Consider the following 22,804-nt stretch of genomic DNA (forward strand, 5'->3'; position numbering starts at 1 on the left):
TTTACCGCTGATTTTAGCAAAATAACTTTAATAATAGGTTGTGTTATATGGCGAAATTTAACCCTTTTTTGTTATGATTGCATAAAATCAAATTTAAGGTAAGATTATGAAAAACATTAGCGTTGCTCACTCGCCCGATGCGGACGATATTTTTATGTATATGGCGATAAAATTTGGCTGGGTAAATTCTTCGTGGCTGAGATTTTCTAACCACGCAGATGATATTCAAACGCTAAATTTAGCCTCTTTGGCTGGGACTTATGATGTTTGTGCTATCTCTTTTGCGCTGTATCCAAAAATTTACGCTGATTATGCTCTACTTCGCACGGCTGTGAGCTTTGGCGAAGGTTATGGTCCAAAACTGATAAAGAAAAAAGGCGTGAAGCTAAGACCAAATTTCAAAGTCGCCCTTAGTGGCGAACACACGACAAATGCGATGATTTTTCGCATTGCTTACCCGAATGCTAGGATTGTGTATAAAAATTTCTTGGAAATCGAAAACGCCGTGCTTAGCGGAGAAGTCGATGCTGGGGTGCTGATACACGAAAGCATTTTGGATTTTTCTAGCGATTTGTGCGTGGAGCGCGAAATTTGGGACATTTGGAGCGAGTTAAACGGCGAAAATTTACCGCTTCCGCTTGGCGGTATGGCGCTTCGCAGATCACTGCCACTAACTGATGCCATAGAGTGCGAAAGGGTGTTGACTGACGCCGTGCGGATCGCTCACGCAAATAAATCTTTGCTTTCAAAAATGCTGATTGAGCGAGATTTGGTGCGAGTCGATGATAAAAAACTCGAAATTTATCTAGGTCTTTATGCCAACGAAAATTCGATTACGATGAACGAAACACAGCTAAACGCAGTGCAAAAGCTCTTTGATTTGGGCTTTTCGCACGGATTTTACTCAGAGCAAATTTGCGCGAGAGATATGCTGATACCGACGGAATATAGCGAGATTAGGAATTCATAGAATTTTAAATTTCGCAAAAATACTGCCCCGAAATTTTAAATTCGTGGCAATGACAAATCGAGTGTAAATTTTGCCTAATTTGTCATTGCGAGCGAGTGTAACGAGCGAAGCAATCCAGCCACGCCGTCAGGCGTCTTTTTTGAGTTGTAATTTTTTAATATATCATAAAAAATAATTTAATTTATAATTTAAGAGTTTATATTTTTTTAATATAATAATAAAGTTATTTATACAAAAATTCATAAGGAATTTAATGAAAAAAATTATCTTAATTTTAATGTTTTTTTTGACAAATTTCATTTTTGCGCATAGATTAGATGAAATGATGTTAAATAAACTGCAATCAGCAGATTATACAAATTGCAAAAATTCTCAATGTCTTTGGAATTTTATTGTTAGTTGTGAAAAAGAAGAATGCGAAAAAAGAAAGCAAGAATTACAAAATTCTTATGATGAAATTTTAGAAGTAGATATTGTAAATTTAGATATTGACGATGAAGATAAAGTTCGCTTAGAGCTTGAAAAATCTTTTGTTACAAAGGATTTTTCAAACCTAAAATCTATGCTTGATAAAAATCCAAATTTAATAAATCAAGATTTATTTCTTGATACAACAAAAGTCCCACTAGCTCAAATGTGGGCTACACAATCTTACGACGCAGAGCATTTGTATAATGTTTTAAATTTGCTTTTAAGCTATAAACCAGATTTAAATAGCGGAATAAAAAATGAAAAACACACATTGTTCGGTTCTTTAATCGTATATCCATTTGAAAATAAAGATAGAATTAAAATTTCAGATATGCTTTTAAAAAACGGTCTTAATATAAATAAACAAAGTGTATATCTAGGAAAAAAACATAAATATCCAGAAAGCAGTGTGCTAAGTATAGCTTTAATGTCTGATAATTTTGAAATGTTTTCATATTATTTAAAAAATGGAGTAATTGATGATGTAGTGCTATTTTTTATTTTTTCACATCCTATGTATAAATATGGTGATGAATTGAGTTTATATTGGAAGAATGGAATTGACGAAAACTATGAAAAACTTATAAATTCATTGGAATTTAAACAAGCACAAAATAATGGAATAAAATATTTGCAAGAATATCTAAAATATAGAAAATTAAATGAAGAAATAGAAAAAACTTTAATTTCTTCGGTTAAATATGTCGCCTTTACAAATAATCTAAACGCCTTAAAAATTTTGATTGATAATGGAATTTTGGAAAACGAAAAAGCTAGAAATATATTTGTCAATTTTGCAAAAAATTACGATAGAAATGAAATATTAGATTTGATAAATAATAAAACAAGGCATTAAATGGAAAAAAAATATCAAAAAATCGACTTTGCGAAGTATTCGTCTGTGAAAATCGGGGGAGTAATAGAGATTGAAATCTTAGACGAAAACAGCGAATTTAACGGCTTTGTAGTGGGTGGGGCAAATAATCTTTTAATCTCGCCAAATCCACCACAAATCGGTATTTTAGACGATAAATTTGATTTTATTTCGCTTGATGGCGACATTTTAAAAATCGGCGCAAAAACAAAAAGCGGTAAAATTTACAACTTCGCAAAAAAAGAAAATCTCGCAAATTTCGAGTTTTTAAAAAATATCCCAGGCACTTTGGGCGGTCTAATAACCATGAACGCAGGGCTTATGGGCTTTGAAATTAGCCAAAATTTGCTAAGCGTTCGCACAAATCTTGGCGAATTTGGCAAAGATGAGTTAAATTTCGCCTATCGCCACAGCGAAATTAACGGCATTATTTTGGAAGCCAAATTTAGAGTTTCGCGCGGTTTCGACGCAACCCTTAGCGAAGCAATCGCGCAAAAAAGGGCAAACCAGCCAAAGGGTGCTAGTTTTGGAAGCTGTTTTAAAAATCCGCAGGGCGATAGCGCTGGTAGGCTCATCGAAGCAGTGGGCTTAAAAGGCTTTCGTGTCGGTGGGTGCGGATTTAGCGAGATCCACGCAAATTTTCTCATCAACTACGGCGACGCGACATATTTTGAGGCAATCACCCTCATAAATTTAGCCAAAATGCGTGTGAAAGCCGAATTTGGCGTGGATTTACACGAAGAAGTGGTGATTTTGTGATTGTAGAATTTGGCGAAATTTAGCCAAATTTTGGCGTAAATTTTACAATGAAAATTTCTCGCCAAAATTTGACATGTCTAAATTTCACACGAAATTTAGACAGATATCATCAAACAGCGTGGCTTTGGCGATATCTTTTATTTACTGACCATCAGAGACCCATTTTCCGCTGATACCCTTCACGGCGTCTGCTACTTTGATTTCCACATCGCCGTTATCTATATCTATCAGGTGATAGCGGTCGTTACCCATATCCATTTCCTTCATATACGAAAGCTGTCTAAGACCATGGCGAGTTTCTATGCGCTCGACGAGATCGTGCTTTGATGACTCTGGCAAGGCATAGACGAGATCAACTGATGCCTGATCTGCTGCCAGGATATCAAGTGAGGCGACGATGCCGATATCTGGGGTTACGACAGGATCTGCGCCAGTTCCTTCGCAATCGCAAGAAACACTCATATTGCGCAATACATTTATAAAGGCGATTTTGTGAGCGAAATATGTCGTTATCGCCTTAGTGGATTCGCTCATACGCTCCATAAACTCTTCTTCGCTGATACTCCACTGACCCTTACCCTCTGCGGAGTGGATCCATTTTTTGCCTATTCGTCCATCAGCGCAACCGATACCGATATTTTTATTCGAGCCTCCAAATCCGCCCATAGCGTGTCCCTTGAAGTGAGTAAGGGCAAGAAACGAATCATAATCAAGGATATTTTTTCCCATAGACATTTCGCTAAACCATTTACCATGAGGTACTGGTAGCAACGCTGTCCCAGCTTCGTCTATTATATCCACCTTAGCAAAGGTCCAGCCATTTGTTTCGAGAGTTTTGCGGTGATCTTCGGTATTATACCTTGCGCCTGCGTAATATGTGTTTGTCTCTACAATAGTGGCATTAGAAAGACGAGAGCTCATAAGCTCCTTTACCCATGGGCGTGGAATAATATTTGGTCCATGAGGCTCTCCGGTGTGGAGTTTGACCGCAACTTTTCCGACCAATACGCTTTTGATTTTATCAAATATTTTGACTAGTCCTGCGGGAGAGAGATCCCTTGTAAAATACACATAAGATTCAGGCCCTTTGCGCTGCTCATACGGGATATAGCGTTCTCCGCCGACACCAGGGACTGGGTTTTTAGCGGCGTTTGTTCCCTCTTTTTTCTCCGTTGCGCTAGCATAGTTTGAGAGAGCGCCGAGTGCCGCTGCGGCTCCTGCCATTTTCACAAACTTGCGCCTTATAATATCTTGCATAGCCTATACCTCTCTTTCATAAATATTATATAGTTCTTACTATTATAAAATAATTCAGTTAATAAAATATTTTTGCGCTTCGGCCTTATCCTCAAACGGCGTGGCTATAAATTTTTCATTTTCGATGATGACTTCATAGCTTTTGCCTGGTTGAAATTTCATATAAGTTAGCGCAAATTTCGCCGCTAATGCCATATCATCGCGACTAGCACCACGCGAGATGAGCGAGTATGCACCTACGAGTGGCTCGGTAAATTTAATGCGAGTAAATTTAGGATTTTGGATATTTCTTAGGCGCGCATTATCATCTTCGTTGCGTCCGATTATCATTTTTGCGCCACCGTTTAGGCGCAAATGACGGCCAAATTTTAAAATTTCAGCGTCCTGCGTGGTCTGCAATTTTTCAAATTTCATCATATCTTTGATTTTATCAGCGTAGCTTTGGATAGTAAGCAAACACCCACCGGCTGGCGTTTCGTAATCATCAAAGCCAAATTCCCCCGCTAGCTCCATTTGGCGCGTTCGCCCCCTGCCACTGATATCTAGCAGTTTTTCGCGATCGACCCAGCCGTTGATTTCAGGCGCGCTTGGTGCCATTAGTTTCGCGCTTAGCGGGCGCAAGATTAGGTTATTTTCATCACTACTTAGTTTGCGCACCTGCGCCATTGCAGCAGCCCTTTGGCTCATTGGGCGCTGTCCTAGCACCTCGCCAGAAATCACAAAACTAGCCCCATGCGCCCCCAACATAGAAAGCGCGGTTTTAAACATATACCCGTGGCAGTCTATGCAGGGGTTAAACTGCTTGCCATAGCCGTATTTTGGGCTAAAAAGCACATTTTGTAAATACTCATCTCTGATATCCACGCGCAAAAACTCAGCCCCAGTCATACGCGCTCGCTCGCTCATAATCTCGCTTTTATCATCTTTACCACCAAAGCCAATATCCATATAAAGTGCCGTAACGCCGATATTTTGCATAGTTATTAATTTTATGGCTAGCATCGAATCTAGCCCACCGCTAAAAAGTGCGAGTGCCTTCATTTTTTTCCTTTTAATTCGTTTATTTTTTTTTGATATTCGAGGATTTTATCGAGCCTGTCAGGGTCGTTTGAAACAAGCAATTTTTGCATTTGCTCCTCTAAAACCCTGCGACGAAGAAGCATGCAGGCCTTGATAAAATTTGTCTCATTTGTAATGGCTAAAATTTTATTATCCAAAGCAAGCGCGCGCAGACTTTGCTCGTCATCTTCGCTTTTTTGTGCCGATATCAGGGCTTCATACACCCTGCCATGCATGCGGAAATCCTGCACGCTAAGGCAGTTTAGGCCGTTTGCCATGAAATTTTCGTTTAAAAGCATGGATTTTATGACTTGAAGCTCGGTTATGTCTTTTAAATTTGAGCCCTCTGGTTTTGGCGCATTTTCTTGCGGTTTTAAATTTTGCTTTGGCGCGAAATTCGTGCTCACAGCCGAATTTGAACTTAGCGAAAACACATTAGGCGAAACATCTAAAATTTGCGCTACCAAACTCGTATATGACTGCGCTACCACAGGATTTAGCGCGTTAGTAAATTCTTTGATTTCATTTAAAGCCTGCTCTTTTTGCACGGGGCGAGAGAGGTCAAATTTTTTGGCGATTTCACGGATCAAAAATTCTCCGCCCTCCATGCCATTAGCGTAAATTTGGGCTAGCTCGCGCACTTTGCCAGCTTGCACCATATCGGCTGGATCTGCGCCACCGCCTATGATAACCACGCTATTATCAATGCCGTTTGCGCATAAGAGTCTTGCACTTTTTATCGCAGCGTTGATTCCTGCGCTATCTCCGTCAAAGCTTAAAATCACGCGCAAATCCCCGCGCTTAATCAGTGGCAAATGTAGTGGCGTCAAAGCTGTGCCGAGCACGGCTACTGCGTTGTCGATACCTGCTTGATGAAGCATTATGACATCCATATAGCCCTCTGTGATGATGAGGGTTTTTTTATCATACGCGCTTTTTTTGGCTAGATTGTAAGCGTAAAAAATCCGTGATTTATCAAAAACCGCGCACTGGGGCGAATTGACATATTTGGCAGGGTTGCCACTAATCGTGCGCCCACCAAAGCCCACGATTTTGCCCGTGTGGTTGTGAATCGGAAATGTAATGCGCTCGATAAAGCTAGCATAGCTTCCACGCTCGTTTTGCTTAATCGCGCCCACATTAAAGGCGTCGCGCGCTTCGATTTGCTCGTTTTGCAAAATTCGGATTGTCTGCGCGCTAGACCCAGCCCAGCCAAGGCCAAATTTCTGTATCGTCTCATCGCTAAGACCGCGCGAGTGCAGATACTCTACCGCGCTAGGATTGTTATAAAGCTGACTTTGGTAAAAAGCGTTTAGAATTTCTAAAATTTTTTTATCTTCGCGCTGAAAATTGCGCTCATTTGTGTATTCGAGCTCGAAACCATACATCGAGGCTAGCTTTTCTACGGCTTCTTTGAAATTTAGCTTTTCGTAGTCTTGGACGAATTTTATAGCATTTCCGCCAGCCTTGCACGAAAAGCAGTGAAAAATCCCAAGCCGTGAGCTTACGCTCATACTAGGGTGCGAATCATCGTGAAACGGGCAAATTCCGACGAAATTTGAGCCAGAGCGTTTGAGCGGGACATATCTTTCTACGACATCTACGATATCGGCGACGGCTAAAAGCCTTTCAATACTTTCATTTTTAATCATTTGCAAATTATACCCACACTTTGCTATAATCGCCCTTTATTTTATACCACGAGGCGAAATTTGGACAATTTTTTTCTTGATGATCGCGATCCGATTTTTGGGCTAATTGTTTTAATCAGCATTATTTTGTTAGTTAGCGTTTTAAGCTATGTTTGGGGGATTTTTCACAAAAAAAACGAAAGGACAAATTTAGAGAATTTTATCAAAAAATTTGATACCCTCGACGCGCTTAGCGACGCTCACCGCGAGCTTTTATCAAGCCCGCAAATCGATCAGCCTACCCTTGGGGTGTTAGCGAATTCTTTTGTCAAAAGCGGGGATTATGAGCGGGCGATTGAAATTTATCTAATCGCGCTAAATAAAACCACAAACGGCGCACAAAGGGAGTTTGTGCTGACAAATTTAGGCATTGTATATTTTAAAGCTGGATTTATGGGCAGGGCCGAGGAGGTGTTTTTGGAGACTTTGCGTCTGCGCCCACGCAATCAAACCGCGCTAAATCACCTAACCGTGATTTATGAGAGGCTTCGCAGGTTTGACGAGGCGTTGCAGGTTTTAGACGCACTGCAAGAACAAGGCGTAGATGTCTGGCAAGGCGCGCAATATATCAGAGCTCAAATCATCGCAAATGACGCAAACACGCCATTTAGCGAGAAAATAAGGCAAATTTTAGCCCTAAATTTCAAGGGTGCAAAGAGATTTTGCATAGAGCTTTTTATTAAAAACAAAGAGCCATTTGGCGAATTTAGCGAATTTCCAAATTTGAGCGAGGTGATTGATCTAATCTATCCGCTAAAAACAGCCGTAAATTTGAGCGATAGCGACTATAATGCGCTTTTTTACGCGCTTGGTAGAAGCGAGAAAAAGCCAGAAAAACCTAGCCAAATTTTCGAAATAAACGCCCTTGTAGCGATGAAGGAAGCGGGATTTACGGGGGCTAGTTTAGCGTTTTCGTATTCGTGCGCGAAATGCAAAAGCCAGGTGGGGATATTTTCTCATCGTTGCCCTGTGTGCTACGAAATGGCTAGCGTGGGTGTTGGCGCGAAAATCTCGGAAGCAAACAATGAAATCGGTCAGACTTTTTAGCGACGGCAGCAGTCTTGGAAACCCAGGAGCTGGGGGCTGGGCGTATATTTTAGAATACAAAGGCGCTAAAAAATGCGAGTGCGGCGGCAGTGCGTGCGCTACAAACAACCAAATGGAGCTAACCGCGGCAATTATGGGCTTAAAAGCGCTTAAAGAGCCATGCGAAGTGGAGCTTATCACAGATAGTCAGTATGTGGTAAATGCGATAAATTCGTGGCTAGATAAGTGGATAAAAACGGATTTCAAAAACAAAAAAAACGAGGATTTGTGGAGGGAGTATATCAGAGTGGCAAACGCCCATAAAATCACGGCCGTATGGATCAAAGGGCATGCTGGACACCCGCAAAATGAGGCTTGCGACAGCCTAGCTAGGGGCGAGGCGCAAAAGTATAAAAAGGCTTAAATTTTGCAATGAGCGTTGCTAAATTTAAGATTTTTTGCAAATTTAATAAAGGAAAAAAATGCAAAATTTATCAAATTTAGAAGAAAAACTTGGTTATAAATTTAAGGATAAAGCAAGGCTTGCGGTCGCGCTAACGCACAGAAGCGCCAAAAATGGCGCAAACAACGAGAGATTGGAGTTTTTGGGCGACGCGGTTATGGATTTGATAGTAGGGGAGTATTTGTTTGTGAAATTTAACTCAAATGAGGGAGATCTCAGCAAACTGCGCGCGGCACTTGTCAATGAGACGAGTTTTTCGAAATTTGCTAGGTTTTTGGGGATTGGGGCGTGTCTGAATATGTCAGCTTCCGAGGAAAAAAACGGCGGCAGGGAGAAAAACTCGCTACTTTCAGACGCTTTTGAAGCGACGATTGGCGCGCTGTATTTGGAGGTAGGGCTAGAAAAAACAGCTAAAATTGTAGTTGCCCTGCTAGAAAAAATTTATCCAAAAATCGAATTTAACGAGCTTGTGAAGGATTATAAAACCTCACTTCAAGAAATCACGCAGGCAAAATTCGGCGTTACGCCCGAGTATCGCTTGCTAGGCTCCACTGGACCTGATCATAAAAAAAGCTTTGAAATGGCGGTTTTCGTGGGTGGCAAGGAGTTTGCCAGGGACATCGGAAACAGCAAAAAAGAGGCCGAGCAAAAGGCAGCAAAGATTGCGATTGAGATTTTAGAGAAAAATTAGGATAAAAAATGAACACACTAGGTATAAAACTCAGGCTTTCGACTTTTGGGGAGAGCCACGGCGTGGCGATTGGCGGTGTTTTGGATGGCTTTCCGGCGGGTGTGAAAATCGATACTAAATTTTTACAAGCCGAGCTAGACAAACGCAAACCGGGCGGTAAATTTGCCACTTCTCGCAAAGAAAGCGATGAAGTGCAGATTTTAAGTGGCGTGTTTGACGGGCTTAGCACGGGCGCGCCCATTGGATTTGTGATTTACAACGCAAATCAGCACTCAAAAGACTATGAAAATTTAAAAGAGCTTTTTCGCCCGGGACACGCTGATTTTGGTTATTTTGCTAAATACGGCATTAGGGATCACAGAGGCGGTGGCAGAAGCTCGGCAAGAGAAACGGCGATAAGGGTCGCAGGTGGGGCATTTTCGCAAATGCTTTTAGATGAATTTGGTATAAGTGTGAAAAGTGGCGTTTTAAGCGTGGGCGAGATTTGCGGGGAAAATTTAGACTTCGCAAATGCCGATAATAGCGAGATTTTCGCACTTGATAAGGGCGTGGAGAATTCGCAAAAAGAATTAATCGCAAATTTAAAGAAAAAAGGCGAGAGCGTGGGTGCGAGTGTGCTAACAATCGCAAATGGCGTGCCAAAGGGGCTTGGAGAGCCACTTTATGCTAAGGCTGACGCGTTAATCGGCGGGGCGTTCATGGGGCTAAATGGCGTAAAAGCCGTAGAAATCGGCGATGGCGTGGAAGTTTCGCATAAATTTGGAAGCAAAAATAATGATTTTATGGATAAAAATGGCTTTAAATCAAACCACGCAGGGGGCATTCTAGGCGGTATCACAACAGGAGAGCAAATCATCATAAAAACGCATTTTAAGCCGACCCCTAGCATTTTTGCTGACCAGCCGACGATTGATAAAAACGGCGATGAAACGATTTGTTCGCTTCGTGGGCGTCATGATCCGTGTATCGGAGTGCGTGGCAGTGTCGTCTGCACGGCACTTTTACGGCTGATTTTGGCTGATTTACTTCTGCTAAATGCAAGTGCAAATTTGGGGAATTTAAAGAAAATTTATAAATAAAGGATATTTATGCAGCAACTAATTGTGCCTGAAAAACAAAGCGTTTTAGCTTGTTTGAGCAATAGGAAATATTATATTGATTTTTACCAAAGAGAATATGTTTGGTCAAAAGATACTGTTGAAATTTTGCTTAATGATATAATGTATGCTTTTAATTTATCATACGAAGAGCATAAAAATGAAAATCCTACATCAAAACTTGTTAGTTCATCATTTAATTGGTATTACCTAAATGTTTTTATCACAAATGAAATTAATGGAAAAACATTTATTGTAGATGGTCAGCAACGATTAACCACATTGAGTTTGATTGCTATATATTTGCATAGAAAAACAAAAAATAAGAATATAAAAGATAATTTACAACAATGTATTCATAGCACAGACTTGGATTGTGGCGAGATATTTAATATTGACAACGATAAAAGAAAAAGAGTAATGTATAGTTTATTAAATCAACAAGATTTTAAAGAAAATTACTCTTGTATTACAGAAAAAACAATTATCGAGCGTTATGAAAATATAAAAGATTATTTTGAAAAAGAAATTAAAAAACAAGTCGAAAAAGAATTAAAAAAACGTGAAAACAATAATGAAGATGAAGAAAAGAAAATTAAAGAAGAGACAGAAGCAAAATTTGTAGATTTTTTTAGTTTATATTTTTTAACCAATTTGGTTTTAGTTGAATTATCGATAAACAAAGATGATACGCCTATGGTTTTTGAAGTTATAAATGATAGAGGCGAGGCTTTAAAACCTTTTGAAATTTTAAAAGGAAAATTACTTGGTGCTTTACCAAAATCAGAAACTGAAACATATGATGATATTTGGCAAAATGCAATGGGATTGTTATCAAATATAGAAGATAAATTTTTTACAGATTTCATTAAAAGCAAATTTATATTTAAACGGAATTCAGAATTAGAAAAATCAATAAATAATGAATATCATAGATATTTATTTTCTAATAACGATATTGCAGAAAAATTAGGTTTTCAAAAACAAAATTTAAAACAAATTCAAAAGATAAAATACTTTTTAGAAAATGATTTAATTTATTATGCCAAATTGTATGCAAAAATAAGAAAAAATAGCATAGCGTTTTTAAATTATAATAACGAAATAAATAAACTTGACGGAGTTTATCAAAATATACTTTCAGCTTGTGAAATCAACGATAAATTTGAAGACCAAAAAATCGAAATTTTGGCAAAAGAAATCGATAGATTGTATGTGTTACTGCAACTAAATCAAATTTATGATAGCAATAACTTTCAAGAAATTTCTTATTCGTTAAATGAGAAATTAAAAAACAAAGATATAGATAATTACCGAAATATTTTTGATAATATTATAAAAGAGCGTATTAAGGAGAGTAAAAATAAAGAAATCGTTACAACTGTTTTGGATTATGAAACTTTTAGTAAAAATTCATACGCTAATCTAAATACAAGAGTATTAAGGTATTTATTGGCTAGGGTAGAAGAATATATTTGTAAAAATATTAGAAAAGAACCACAAAATTCGGTTTATGAAATTTCTACGATGAGTGGCGAAAAAACCGGCTATCACATAGAACATATTTTTTCTCGCAATGAAACAAATAAGGCATATTTCAATAGCGAAGAAGAATTTGAAGAAAAAAGAAATTTAATCGGCGGTCTTTTATTATTAAAAGGCAGGTCAAATATAAGTTCTGGTAATGAAGAATATTCTGACAAGCTTAAAACTTATAGTCATGGTTTATTTTGGGGGCAGACATTATGCGTTGATTTTTATCACGCAAACCCTGATTTTAATGATTTTAATAAAAATTTAGAAAAAGAAACTGGGGTTAAATTTGAAAATATTGCTGAATTTAATGAAGAAGCGTTGGTCAAAAGAACAAAACTATTGTTTGAGCTAGTAAAAATAATTTGGGAAGTTGATAAATAATGAAAACTATCCCAAACTGGGGCGAAATTTTCCCCTTAAAATCTGGGTTAGAAAGCGTAACTTACATTAAGCCGACTATTAAAAATAAAAATATAATCGTGGGCGAATTTAGCTACTATGCTGGGCAGGATTTTGAGAAGCAGGTTACGCACCATTATGATTTCATCGGCGACAAACTAATCATCGGCAAATTTTGTCAAATAGGTTTTGGGGTGGAGTTTATGATGAACGGCGCAAACCACGCTATGGGCGGGATTAGCACATTTCCGTTTTATATTTTTAAGGGCTTTTCGCAAGACGCTCCGAGCCTTGATAAATTGCCGATTAAGGGCGACACGGTGGTCGGAAACGATGTGTGGATAGGGCAACGCTCGCTTATCTTGCCGGGAAGCAAAATCGGCGATGGCGTGATAATCGGCGCTAATAGCGTAGTCGGTGGCGAAATCCCGCCGTATAGCATAGTCGCCGGAAACCCTGCACGGCTAGTGCGAAAACGCTTCGATGATGAGATGATAAATTTGCTTTTAACTCTTAAATGGTGGGATAAAAGCGTGGCCGAAATCGAAAATTTGGGCGAAATTCTTTCAAGCGATGATTTAGAAAGCGTAAAAGAAAAAATCAAAGAAATACTTGGAAAAACCGAATAAATTTAATGAAATTTGATTGAAATTTAGCGGTGCAAATTTCAATCAAAACCAAATTTTAAATCTCGCCTTTTAAAATTTTAACTATTGTGCGAGGCAGTATTTCATGCTCGATTTCGTGGATTTTGGCTTCCCACTCATCGCGCGTTTTGCCATCTCTGGCAAAAGCCTCTTGGGCTATGATTTTGCCTCCGTCAAGCTCCGCGCTGACTAGGTGCACGCTCACTCCGCCAACTTGCATATCGCTCTCATAGCTTTCGTCGATTGCGTGTGCGCCCTTGAAAAGTGGCAGAAGTGAGGGGTGTAGGTTTATCGCTCGCACTTGGTCGCAAAATACAGGTGTGAGCACTCGCATAAATCCTGCTAGCACGGTTAGTTCGGCGCCACTTTTTTGTATTTCTTTTACCACAGCTGCGTCAAATTCTTCCCTACTAACAAAGTTTTTATGATCAATAACAACGCTTGTTAGTCCGTATTTTTTGGCCTTTGCGATACCGAGCGCGTTAGCTTTGTTAGTTAATGTTAGTGCTACTTCGATTTTGATATTGCCAAAAATTTTGCCATGAAGCTTTTCTAAAATCGCCTCTAAATTACTTCCGCTGCCGCTAAAAAGCACGGCTATTTTTTTCGTAACCATTTTATCTCCTCGATGATGTCAAATGGGTTTAGTGAATATGAGTTTTTCCTAAAATTTCGCCCAGCTAAGGCATGGGCCAAAACGCCATTTATCGCGGCTTCGCACGAGCTATAACCTTGGGCTAAAAGCCCTGTGATGAGCCCTGATAGCACATCGCCACTGCCTGCCTTAGCTAGCGCACTAACTCCTCTCTCGCACACAAAAAGCTCGCCACGGTGCGCTATAATGGTGTTTGCGCCTTTTAGCACGAGCACGGATTTGGTAGCAAGCGAAAATTTACGCGCTAAGACAAAGCGGTCTTTTTGCACTTCGCTCACGCTTAAATTTGCGATTTTTGCCAAGCTTAGCAAGGCGGCAAATTCCTTCGGGTGTGGCGTGATAACGGCGTTTTCGTTGGTTTGCAAAATTTCAATGATTGAGTCAGAGTAGCACAAATCCGCGTCGATGACGCAAGGCGTGCTAGCTAGGATTTGCGTGTCAAATTTCGCCCCTCCTAGCCCCATACCAGCCCCGATTGCGCTAGCGCCCAAAAACTCGTTTTTGCGCATTAAAATCGGATTTAGATTTTTTACCTTGCCTACGACGCTTACCAACCCTGCGCCGATTGCATGCGCGCTAAGGGCGGCGATTTGGGCTGCGCCACTCATTTCGCCAGAGGCGATAAAGGCGTGGCCAAATTCGCCTTTATTTGTGTTTTTTTTCTTTCGAAATGGCAGGCGTAAATCGGATTTTTCTAGCAAAAACGCATCAGGCGAAGTAGCAAATTTATCCTCACAAATGCCTAAATTTGCCAGTTTTATCTTGCCGGTAAAATCTTTTGCCAAATCGCTAAAAAGCGCGGTTTTGAGCGCCCCCATACACACTGTGTAATCCGCCTCGAACGCCATAGGTCTTGGCACGCCAGCCAAATCGATTCCGCTTGGGATATCAATGGCGATTTTTAGGGCTTTGGCATGGTTTGCTCGCCCTAGTATCTCGCATACTTTTTTATCCATATCGCGCGATAAACCGCTTCCAAAAACGCCGTCGATTATGCAGTCAAATTTGAAATTTTCCAAATTTTGGCTAAAATTCACGCCGACTTTTTTGGCGATTTCGCTTTGGAGTTTAAACGCTTCGTTTTTTGGCTCACCAAAGATTAAAAACGCCTCGCACAAATAATCCCCGCTTAGCCTGCGAAGCACGCAAATAGCGTCGTTTGCATTATTTCCTGCGCCACATAGGGCTAAAATTTTTGCCCCTTTTTTCAGCTTTTTGCGGATTAAAATTTCTACGCCACTAGCGGCGTTTTCCATTAAAATTTTCTCATCAATGCCTAAATTTTGGCTTGCGTTTTTGTCAAATTCGGCTGTGCTAAAATACAAATTTTTCATATCTCGCTCCTAGTTCGAAAGCTCAGAGCTTCGAGTAAATGGGCCTTTGCGATGACCTCGCTCTCGCTTAGATCAGCGATACTTCGCGCTACTTTTTTGGTTTTTATAATCCCTCTTTGGCTTAGATTATACCTGCTAATCGCGCTTTCTAGGATATTTTGCGCGCTTGATTCCAAAACGCAAAACTTCTCCACATCCTTATCGCTTAATTTCGCGTTTAGCTCGTTTTGCTGCCTTAGTTTTTGCGCGCGAAAGGCGCACACCACCCTCTCATACATCTCCTCGCTAGATATGCTAGATCTATCGTCCTTGCTGACCTCGTCCATAGCCACATACAAATCAATCCTATCAAGCAGTGGCCCAGAAATCACGCTTTTGTATTTTTTGATTTCGTTTGCCGAGCACGAGCATGAGGTCGATTGCGAAAACAAATGTCCGCACGGGCAGGGGTTTTGCGCTGCGACAAAGATAAATTTCGTCTCATACTCGGTTTTGGAATTTACCCGTGAGATTAAAATTTTATTATCTTCGAGCGGTTCTCGCAGGCTCTCTAAAATTTGCTTTCCAAAGTGCGGAAGCTCATCGAAAAAAAGCTCGCCGCCGTTTGCCAAAGCCACTTCGCCGATACGCGCCCCAAGCGAACCACCGCCGAAAATCGAGCTTTTAGTGCTTGTGTGATGAGGCGAGCGAAAGGCTCTAAGTGCGCTAAAATCGACATTTTTGTTGTTTAATGACTCGTAAGCACATGATAGCAAAATCTCGCTCACGCTTTGAGGTGGCAAAATTTGGGCTATGCGTTTAGCGCACATTGATTTGCCACACCCTGGACTACCCTCAAAGAGTATATTGTGCATACCGCTAGCGGCGATTAAGCTCGCTCTTTTGGCTCTTTCTTGACCTTTTATGTCTTTGAAATTTAGGGTGAAATTTCGGTTTGGGACATAAATTTCATCGCCGATTTTGATAACATCTTTGAAAATCGGGTGAGTTTCGCTCATAAGGCAGGTTGCGGCAAATTCATCATCGCTAAAAAATCTAATCGCTTCTGCTAAATTTTCGACCGCATAAACCTCATAATTTGGGATTGTGCAGGCTCTAAGCGCGATTTCTTTTGGGACTAAAATTTTAGCATTTTTCACATGCGCGCTTAAAAACAGCAGTGTCGAAAACAAAGAGGCTGTGGATTTAAGCGCCCCGTCAAGTCCAAGCTCGCCAAATACGAAAAAATCGTCCCCAAAGCTCTCTTTTTGCAAAGCGATTAAAAGCGCGATTGCAAGGTCGAAGTGCGAGCCGTTTTTGGGCACATCTGAGGGGGAGAGATTTATAATGATTTTAGAGGCTGGAAATTTGAAATTTAGGCTCATCAAAGCCGCTTTTACCCTGTTTTCGCTCTCTTTAATCGTGGTTCCGGCAAGTCCAACGATATTAAAGCCAGGAAGGCCTCTGACAAATGTGCTTTCTACACTGACACTGATTAAAGTATCGGTAAAAACAGCGCATTTTAGAGATTTCATTTTGATTTTTCTTTTTTGTTTTTGCGGTATTCTTTGTCAAATTTTTTGCGGTTGTTGTAGCCTATGCGCTCGATAAAAAGGTGCCCGTCTAGGTGGTCTAGCTCGTGCTGGATACACACAGCCAAAAGCTCATCGGCGCTTAGCTCGTGTTTTTCGCCATTTCTATCTTGATAATTTAGCATGATTTTGCGCGCTCTTTTGACCTCTTCGTAGTATCCTGGCACGCTAAGGCAACCTTCTTGGTAGATGATTTCATCTTCTTTTTGTGTGATTACGGGATTTATGAGTTCGAGCAAATCGGCTTTGTCTTGCACGCCCTCTTCGTTGGCTAAATTTATCACAACGGCTCTGATTGGATTAGCCACTTGGATAGCAGCTAGTCCAATGCCGTTTTTGCTTATCATGGTTTCATACATATCGTCTAAAAATTGCGCCAGTTCATCGTCAAATTTGACGACCTCTTTGGAGCGAACATGGAGTTTTTTGTTCGGATATGTAAGAATTTCTAAAACCATTATTTAAAGCTCTTTTCCAATACCTTGTCGATTAGTCCATACTCACTGGCCTCTTTCGCGCTCATGAAAAAATCTCTCTCGCAGTCTTTTTCGATATCGCTTAAATTTTTGCCTGTGTTTTGGGCTAAAATTTGATTTAGTTGCGATTTCATACGCAAAATTTCTTTTGCTTGGATTTCGATATCGGTGGCTTGGCCTTGTGCTCCGCCGAGAGGTTGGTGAATCATAATGCGCGCATTTGGCAGGGCATATCGTTTGCCCTTGGTGCCACAACTAAGCAAAAATGCGCCCATTGAAGCAGCCTGACCTATGCAGATCGTGCTGACATCTGGTTTGATGTAATTCATAGTATCATAAATGCTAAATCCGCTCGTAACCACGCCACCAGGGCTGTTGATATACATATAGATATCTTTGTCTGGATCTTCTGCCTCTAAAAATAGCAGTTGGGCTACGATTGCGCTGGCTACATCGTCGTTGATTTCGCCACTTAGCATTACAATGCGATCTTTAAGCAAGCGAGAGTAGATATCATAACTCCTCTCGCCTCTGCTTGTTTGCTCGATTACATAAGGTAAAAACATTATTCGCCTTCTTTGTCGTCTTTGTTTTTGCTAAAAATATTGTTGAAAAGTTTTTCCTCGATTAGCGCCATTTTAACAGCTGGCAAAACGCCTCTTTTGCGATATTCTTCAAGGTGAGCTTTCGGATCTATGCCGTTTGAGTAGGCTTCGAAGTAAATAGCTTGGATTAGCTCTTGATCGCTTACATCAATACCGCGTTTTTTAGCCAAAGCGTCGATCAAAAATGTGATTTTTACGCTTTTTTCTGCACCAGCTCTAAATTCATCGCGTTTTTTCTCGATTGCTTTTTGATCTTTTTTAAATTCCTCGATTGTAGCCTCGTCAAATGAGCGCCAAGCGTTGTTGAATTGTAAATTTATCTCTTGCTCGACGATTGATTTTGGCAAATCAAAGTTAAATTTCTCAGCCAAAGCATCAGCCATTTTTGGTTTTAACTCTTCTTCGATTTTTTTGCGAAGTTTGTCGTTTTTGAGTTGTTCTTTAATCGTGCTTTCAACCTTTTCTTTTGTAGGTTTTTCCTCGCCTGGAAGTATGCGTTTTAGCATATCCTCATCAAGCTCAGCAGCTGGTTTTTTGCACTGAATTTCATGTAGTTTTACTTTAAAAATCGCGTCTTTTCCCGCAAGGTGTTTCGCGCCGTATTCAGCCGGGAATTTCACGCTTACATCGCGCTCCTCGCCGACTTTTAAACCAATCATACCATCCTCGAAACCCGGGATAAATTGATTTGAGCCGATTTCAAGCACATAATCTTTTGCCTCGCCACCCTCGAAAGCCTCATTATCAACGAAACCTTTGAAGTCAAATTTGGCAAAATCGCCCTTTTCAAGCTCTGTTTTATCTGATTTTTCTAGTGGAGCGACCATTAGTAAAATTTTATTTATCTCGTCCTCAATCTCTTTTTTGGTTACGCGAGGTGTCGAAAACTCAGGGATTAGCTCCTCGTATCCGTCGATATTGACTTCTGGGCGGAAAGAAATTTCCATCTCTACATCGATATTTCCGTCTTTTTCATCGTATTTAGAAAAAATTGGCTCGCCGATTACTTCATCGGCTTTTTTATTTACGCTTTTGATTGATTCGTCGATGATATTTTTAAAAATCTCTTGTTTTGCGTCTTGTTCTAACTGCGCGCCGTATCGTTTCATCACGACTGCTACTGGGACTTTGCCCTTTCTGAAACCGTCGATTTTAAGGTTTTTGGCGGCTTTTTTAGCAAGATCATCTACTTTTTTAGCGATAGTGTCTGCATCGATTTTTGTGCTTGCTACTGCGTTAGCAGAGTTTGTTAGCTTTGCATTGATTTCCATAAATTTCCTTTTAAAAAATTTTAAAATTAAAGCGCAGAATATACCAAAATTTTGCTTAATAATTTTAAAATTTGGCAAATTTTATTGTTTGGGGCTAAATTTTGCTTTTAAATTTTAGCGTTATAAAAGGGGAGTTTAAGTAATATGCGCGAAAAATTTTAAAGGAAAAATATGGACGAAAAAAGCAGAGAAGAATTTGCTTCTTGTGTCGCTAAAATGCTAACTTTGCTCGGCGAAGACCCTAAGCGCGAAGGGTTAATAAAAACGCCAATGCGTGTGGCAAAAGCGTATGAATTTCTTACTAGCGGATACGAGCAAGACCCCAAAGATGTGCTAAATGACGCGCTTTTTGAGAGCTCAAATAATGAAATGGTGCTTATTAAGGATATTGAATTTTACAGTCTTTGCGAACACCACCTTTTGCCTATTATCGGGCGGGCGCATGTGGCGTATATACCTAATAAAAAGGTCGTTGGATTATCCAAAATTCCGCGTATGGTAAATATTTTCGCACGAAGATTACAAATCCAAGAACAACTCACCGAACAAATCGCAAATGCGCTCCAAGAGGTCATAAAACCCCTTGGCGTGGGCGTCGTAATCCAAGCCCGCCACATGTGTATGGAAATGCGTGGCGTGCAAAAAATCAACTCCACCACGACAACTTCGGCTTTGCGCGGGCTATTTATCAGCCGAAACGACACCAGAAAAGAGTTTTTTGATTTGATAAATTCGCCAAAAACATTTGGATTTTAGCGTCGGTAAGTTAAGGTGAAATTTAGTCTAATGATTATATTATCAAACTAGCTTTCAAAAGATTAAATATATCTCATTAATAAAAATTTAAGAAAGGAAATTTATGGAGCGTGTTTATTTAGACAATAACGCTACAACTATGGTCGATCCCGAAGTTTTCGAGGCAATGAAGCCATATTTTTGTGAAAAATTTGGAAACCCAAATTCACTACATAGCTTCGGTAGCGAAACCCACCCAGCTCTAAGACGGGCTATGGACGAGCTATACGAGGGCATCGGCGCAGCAGATGCGGACGATATCGTCATCACAAGCTGTGCGACAGAGAGCAACAACTGGGTTTTAAAAGGGGTTTATTACGACAAAATTTTATCAGGCGAAAAGGACAACATCATAATCAGCTCTGTCGAGCACCCAGCTATCAGCGCGACCTGTGAGTTTTTAGAGCGAGTGTGCGGGGTGAAAATCATTAGGCTAGGCGTGGATAGCAACGGCTTAATCAGCCTAGATGAACTAAGAGAGAAAATCAACGACAAAACAGCCCTTGTTAGCGTAATGTGGGCAAACAACGAAACAGGCACGATTTTCCCTGTAAAGCAAATCGCAGATATCGCGCACGAATTTGGCGCACTTTATCACACAGACGCTGTGCAAGCAATGGGAAAAATCCCTGTAAATGTGCGCGCAGCAGGCGTGGATTTTTTAAGCCTTTCTGGGCATAAATTTCACGCTCCAAAGGGCGTTGGCGCGCTATATATCAAAGATAGCAAACCACTTACTAGCCTGCTTCATGGTGGCGAACACATGGGCGGTCGCAGATCTGGCACGCTAAATGTCGCTAGCATAGTGGGCCTTGGCAAGGCAATGGAGTTAGCGAATAAATTTATGGCTTTTGAAAATTCGCATGTCAAAAGGCTACGCGATAAATTAGAGGACGCTTTGCTTGAAATTCCACATGTCTATGTCGTGGGAGAGCGCGAAATTCGCGTGCCAAATACGATTTTAGCCTCGATTCAAGGCGTAGAGGGCGAGGCTATGCTTTGGGATTTAAACAAAGCTGGAATCGCCGCTAGCACGGGCTCAGCATGCGCTAGCGAAGCACTAGAAAATAACCCAATCATGGAAGCAATCGGCGCAGATAAAGAGCTAGCTCACACAGCGCTTCGCTTATCTCTTTCTCGCTTTAATACAGAGGCCGAGATTGATTATGCCATAGAGCATATCAGCAAGGCAATCACCAGACTTCGCGGTATTTCTAGCACATTTGCTTACGCCCCACAAGGTTATCAAAAATAAGGATTTAAAAATGGCAAAAAACGATTTAATAAATGGTTCGATTTGGGAGCAATACTCAAACAAGGTTCAAGATCGCATGAACAACCCTAAATTTATGGGCGAAATCACAGAGGAAGAAGCTGCTGCGCGCGGCGCGAAGCTAATCGTGGCTGATTTTGGCGCAGAGAGCTGTGGGGACGCTGTGAGATTATACTGGCTCATCGACCCTGCTACTGACATTATCATCGACGCTAAATTTAAAAGCTTTGGCTGTGGTACGGCGATTGCTAGTAGCGACACTATGGCGGCGCTTTGTATCGGCAAAACCGTCGATCAAGCCGTAAAGATTACAAATTTAGATGTCGAGCGCGATATGCGCGACACCCCTGACGAGCCGGCTGTCCCACCACAAAAAATGCACTGCTCGGTAATGGCGTATGATGTCATCAAAGCAGCTGCGGCAAAATACAAAGGCATAGATCCTGAGCATTTCGAAGATGAGATTATCGTGTGCGAGTGCGCTAGGGTGAGCCTTGGCACGATAAAAGAGGTGATTAAGCTAAATGATTTAAAAACCGTCGAGCAAATCACACAATACACAAAGGCTGGCGCGTTTTGCAAATCTTGCATTAGGCCCGGCGGACACGAGGCTAGGGAGTATTATTTAGAGGATATTTTAAAGCAAACAAGAGAGGAAATGGAGCTAGAAAAACTCCAAGCCCAAGCCGGTGCGTGTGCTAGTTCTGGCACGGCGACAGAGACGAAACTAAGCTTTGAAGAGCTAAATTTAATCGGTAAATTCAAAGCGGTCGAGGCGATACTTGATAGCGATATTCGCCCAATGCTTCAAATGGACGGCGGAAATCTCGATGTCATCGACATCAAACCAAGCGATGACGGCAAAACTGACATTTATATTCGCTATTTGGGCGCGTGCTCAGGGTGCGCTAGTGGTGCAGGCGCGACGCTATATGCGATCGAAGCGGTTTTGAAGGATAATCTAAGCGAAAATATCCGCGTAATGCCGATTTGATGATATACAGGCTAAATTTGGACTTTTGCTTCAAATTTAGCCGAATTTAATACCCTAAAAACACTTGCTTTTAAATTTTAAACTCGCAGATTGCTTTGGCGATAAATCGCCTTGCAATGACAAATCAATGCTTTTAAATTTTGCCTGCTAATGAATTTAAAATTTAAACGCTAAATTCGCAAATTTCGCGCCATAATAAATTTTATTCTAATCCTAAATTTAGTATAATCGCGGGATATTTTTTATTTAAGGACAAATCATGAGACCAGTTATACTCGATAGCGTAAAACACGCAGACCTAAAATATCACGCAGACGCGATTCCAAACGAGCCGTTTGTGCCTGTAATCGCGCCTGAGGTTCCAGCGTGTTCTGATAAATTAGTCATCGTTTTTACAAACGAACCTGAGCCAAAAATGGTAGCACTTCTAGGTCGTTCAAAAAACCTTTTAATCGACAAAAGCTACAAAGGCATGGTGCCATCAGCTATCCAAAACTACCCATTTTTTCTAGCCAAAATCGAAGATCGCATGGTGATTTGCTTCGACGAGGACGCCAAACAAATCAAAGGCGAGGGCGAGGCGCTGTTTGAAGACGGCAAACCAACGCAGTTTTTGGAAAATTTGAAAAGCGTGATGAAAAACTACTGGGAGCTAAACGCCATTACTAGCGAGGCTGCAAAAGAGCTAAAAGAGGCTGGCGTTTTGGAGGCAAAAGAGCTAAATATCCAAAAAGACGGCGAGACGATTACGCTATTAAATGGCTTTTTGATACTAAACCGCGAGAAACTTTTGGGCCTAGATGATAAAAAACTAGCTGAATTTGCACGCAAAGGCTATTTGGAGCTAGCGTTTTTCCACCTAAAAAGCCTAAGCAATCTACAAACCCTAG

22 protein-coding genes are annotated in these 22,804 nt (G+C 40.7%); 13 read left to right on the forward strand and 9 right to left on the reverse strand.

Going from position 1 to position 22,804, the window contains the following annotated elements; translation table 11 throughout:
- Positions 1-106 precede the first annotated feature (106 nt).
- The 3 genes from OFN73_RS07880 (at position 107) to OFN73_RS07890 (ending at position 3,074) form a co-directional block, all read left to right on the forward strand.
- Positions 107-970 carry a menaquinone biosynthesis family protein gene (locus OFN73_RS07880; RefSeq protein ID WP_270862961.1) on the forward strand — a complete coding sequence of 288 codons (864 nt, stop codon included), beginning with the start codon at positions 107-109 and terminating at the stop codon, positions 968-970.
- Positions 971-1,223: 253 nt separating this feature from the next.
- Positions 1,224-2,297, forward strand: coding sequence for a hypothetical protein (locus tag OFN73_RS07885; protein ID WP_270862962.1), 1,074 nt, complete (start codon positions 1,224-1,226; stop codon positions 2,295-2,297).
- Entirely contained in the window at positions 2,298-3,074 is a 777-nt protein-coding gene (locus OFN73_RS07890; protein WP_270862963.1) for a UDP-N-acetylmuramate dehydrogenase, read from the forward strand.
- 141 nt (positions 3,075-3,215) lie between these two features.
- On the opposite strand, the gene OFN73_RS07895 is transcribed toward OFN73_RS07890, so the two are convergent.
- The 3 genes from OFN73_RS07895 to dnaG are packed head-to-tail and all read right to left on the reverse strand — an operon-like array spanning position 3,216 to position 7,042.
- Positions 3,216-4,331 (reverse strand): DUF362 domain-containing protein, encoded by a 1,116-nt coding sequence (locus OFN73_RS07895; protein WP_270862964.1) that lies wholly within the window; start codon positions 4,329-4,331, stop codon positions 3,216-3,218.
- Between the two features lie 54 nt (positions 4,332-4,385).
- Positions 4,386-5,372 carry an argininosuccinate synthase domain-containing protein gene (locus OFN73_RS07900; RefSeq protein WP_270862965.1) on the reverse strand — a complete coding sequence of 329 codons (987 nt, stop codon included), beginning with the start codon at positions 5,370-5,372 and terminating at the stop codon, positions 4,386-4,388.
- The gene (gene dnaG, locus OFN73_RS07905; RefSeq protein WP_270862966.1) at positions 5,369-7,042 is read right to left on the reverse strand and encodes a DNA primase; all 1,674 of its coding nucleotides are present in this window, start codon (positions 7,040-7,042) and stop codon (positions 5,369-5,371) included. The genes OFN73_RS07900 and dnaG overlap by 4 nt, the downstream gene beginning before the upstream one ends.
- Before the next feature lie 60 nt (positions 7,043-7,102).
- Between dnaG and OFN73_RS07910 the strand changes: the two genes are divergently transcribed.
- Genes OFN73_RS07910 through OFN73_RS07935 form a run of 6 tightly spaced genes read left to right on the forward strand, consistent with a single transcriptional unit; the run spans position 7,103 to position 12,922 of the window.
- A complete protein-coding gene (locus tag OFN73_RS07910) occupies positions 7,103-8,128 on the forward strand; it encodes a tetratricopeptide repeat protein (RefSeq protein ID WP_270862967.1) in 1,026 nt (341 codons plus the stop codon).
- Entirely contained in the window at positions 8,106-8,531 is a 426-nt protein-coding gene (gene rnhA, locus OFN73_RS07915; RefSeq protein WP_270862968.1) for a ribonuclease HI, read from the forward strand. Before OFN73_RS07910 ends, rnhA begins: the two co-directional genes overlap by 23 nt.
- A 58-nt stretch (positions 8,532-8,589) precedes the next feature.
- Positions 8,590-9,261 (forward strand): ribonuclease III, encoded by a 672-nt coding sequence (rnc, locus tag OFN73_RS07920; RefSeq protein WP_270862969.1) that lies wholly within the window; start codon positions 8,590-8,592, stop codon positions 9,259-9,261.
- Between the two features lie 8 nt (positions 9,262-9,269).
- A complete protein-coding gene (aroC, locus tag OFN73_RS07925) occupies positions 9,270-10,340 on the forward strand; it encodes a chorismate synthase (RefSeq protein ID WP_270862970.1) in 1,071 nt (356 codons plus the stop codon).
- 9 nt (positions 10,341-10,349) lie between these two features.
- Positions 10,350-12,275 carry a DUF262 domain-containing protein gene (locus OFN73_RS07930; RefSeq protein WP_270862971.1) on the forward strand — a complete coding sequence of 642 codons (1,926 nt, stop codon included), beginning with the start codon at positions 10,350-10,352 and terminating at the stop codon, positions 12,273-12,275.
- The gene (locus OFN73_RS07935; RefSeq protein ID WP_270862972.1) at positions 12,275-12,922 is read left to right on the forward strand and encodes a CatB-related O-acetyltransferase; all 648 of its coding nucleotides are present in this window, start codon (positions 12,275-12,277) and stop codon (positions 12,920-12,922) included. The genes OFN73_RS07930 and OFN73_RS07935 overlap by 1 nt, the downstream gene beginning before the upstream one ends.
- 55 nt (positions 12,923-12,977) lie before the next feature.
- Here OFN73_RS07935 and purN read toward each other — a convergent pair whose 3' ends face one another.
- From purN to tig, 6 genes are read right to left on the reverse strand one after another with little or no spacing between them, the layout of a single operon-like run.
- Entirely contained in the window at positions 12,978-13,556 is a 579-nt protein-coding gene (purN, locus tag OFN73_RS07940; protein WP_270862973.1) for a phosphoribosylglycinamide formyltransferase, read from the reverse strand.
- The gene (locus OFN73_RS07945) at positions 13,538-14,929 is read right to left on the reverse strand and encodes an NAD(P)H-hydrate dehydratase (RefSeq protein ID WP_270862974.1); all 1,392 of its coding nucleotides are present in this window, start codon (positions 14,927-14,929) and stop codon (positions 13,538-13,540) included. Before OFN73_RS07945 ends, purN begins: the two co-directional genes overlap by 19 nt.
- The gene (locus OFN73_RS07950; protein ID WP_270862975.1) at positions 14,926-16,443 is read right to left on the reverse strand and encodes a YifB family Mg chelatase-like AAA ATPase; all 1,518 of its coding nucleotides are present in this window, start codon (positions 16,441-16,443) and stop codon (positions 14,926-14,928) included. The genes OFN73_RS07945 and OFN73_RS07950 overlap by 4 nt, the downstream gene beginning before the upstream one ends.
- Positions 16,440-16,958 (reverse strand): peptide deformylase, encoded by a 519-nt coding sequence (gene def / locus OFN73_RS07955; RefSeq protein ID WP_270862976.1) that lies wholly within the window; start codon positions 16,956-16,958, stop codon positions 16,440-16,442. The genes OFN73_RS07950 and def overlap by 4 nt, the downstream gene beginning before the upstream one ends.
- Entirely contained in the window at positions 16,958-17,542 is a 585-nt protein-coding gene (gene clpP, locus OFN73_RS07960; RefSeq protein WP_270858485.1) for an ATP-dependent Clp endopeptidase proteolytic subunit ClpP, read from the reverse strand. Before clpP ends, def begins: the two co-directional genes overlap by 1 nt.
- The gene (tig, locus tag OFN73_RS07965; protein ID WP_270862977.1) at positions 17,542-18,852 is read right to left on the reverse strand and encodes a trigger factor; all 1,311 of its coding nucleotides are present in this window, start codon (positions 18,850-18,852) and stop codon (positions 17,542-17,544) included. The genes clpP and tig overlap by 1 nt, the downstream gene beginning before the upstream one ends.
- 171 nt (positions 18,853-19,023) lie before the next feature.
- On the opposite strand from tig, the gene folE reads away from it, so the two are divergent.
- The 4 genes from folE to OFN73_RS07985 form a co-directional block, all read left to right on the forward strand.
- Positions 19,024-19,608: a GTP cyclohydrolase I FolE gene (folE, locus tag OFN73_RS07970; RefSeq protein WP_270862978.1), complete on the forward strand. Its 585-nt coding sequence runs from the start codon at positions 19,024-19,026 to the stop codon at positions 19,606-19,608.
- 103 nt (positions 19,609-19,711) lie between these two features.
- On the forward strand, positions 19,712-20,902 hold the full coding sequence (locus tag OFN73_RS07975; RefSeq protein WP_270862979.1) for a NifS family cysteine desulfurase: 1,191 nt from the start codon (positions 19,712-19,714) through the stop codon (positions 20,900-20,902).
- Positions 20,903-20,912: 10 nt separating this feature from the next.
- Positions 20,913-21,914 (forward strand): iron-sulfur cluster assembly scaffold protein, encoded by a 1,002-nt coding sequence (locus OFN73_RS07980; RefSeq protein ID WP_270862980.1) that lies wholly within the window; start codon positions 20,913-20,915, stop codon positions 21,912-21,914.
- A 259-nt stretch (positions 21,915-22,173) separates the two neighbouring features.
- Positions 22,174-22,804: SapC family protein (locus OFN73_RS07985; RefSeq protein WP_270862981.1), on the forward strand; the 631-nt coding region annotated here is incomplete at its 3' end.

This window comes from Campylobacter sp. JMF_14 EL1 (genome assembly GCF_027737585.1).
Taxonomy (GTDB): Bacteria; Campylobacterota; Campylobacteria; order Campylobacterales; family Campylobacteraceae; genus Campylobacter_B.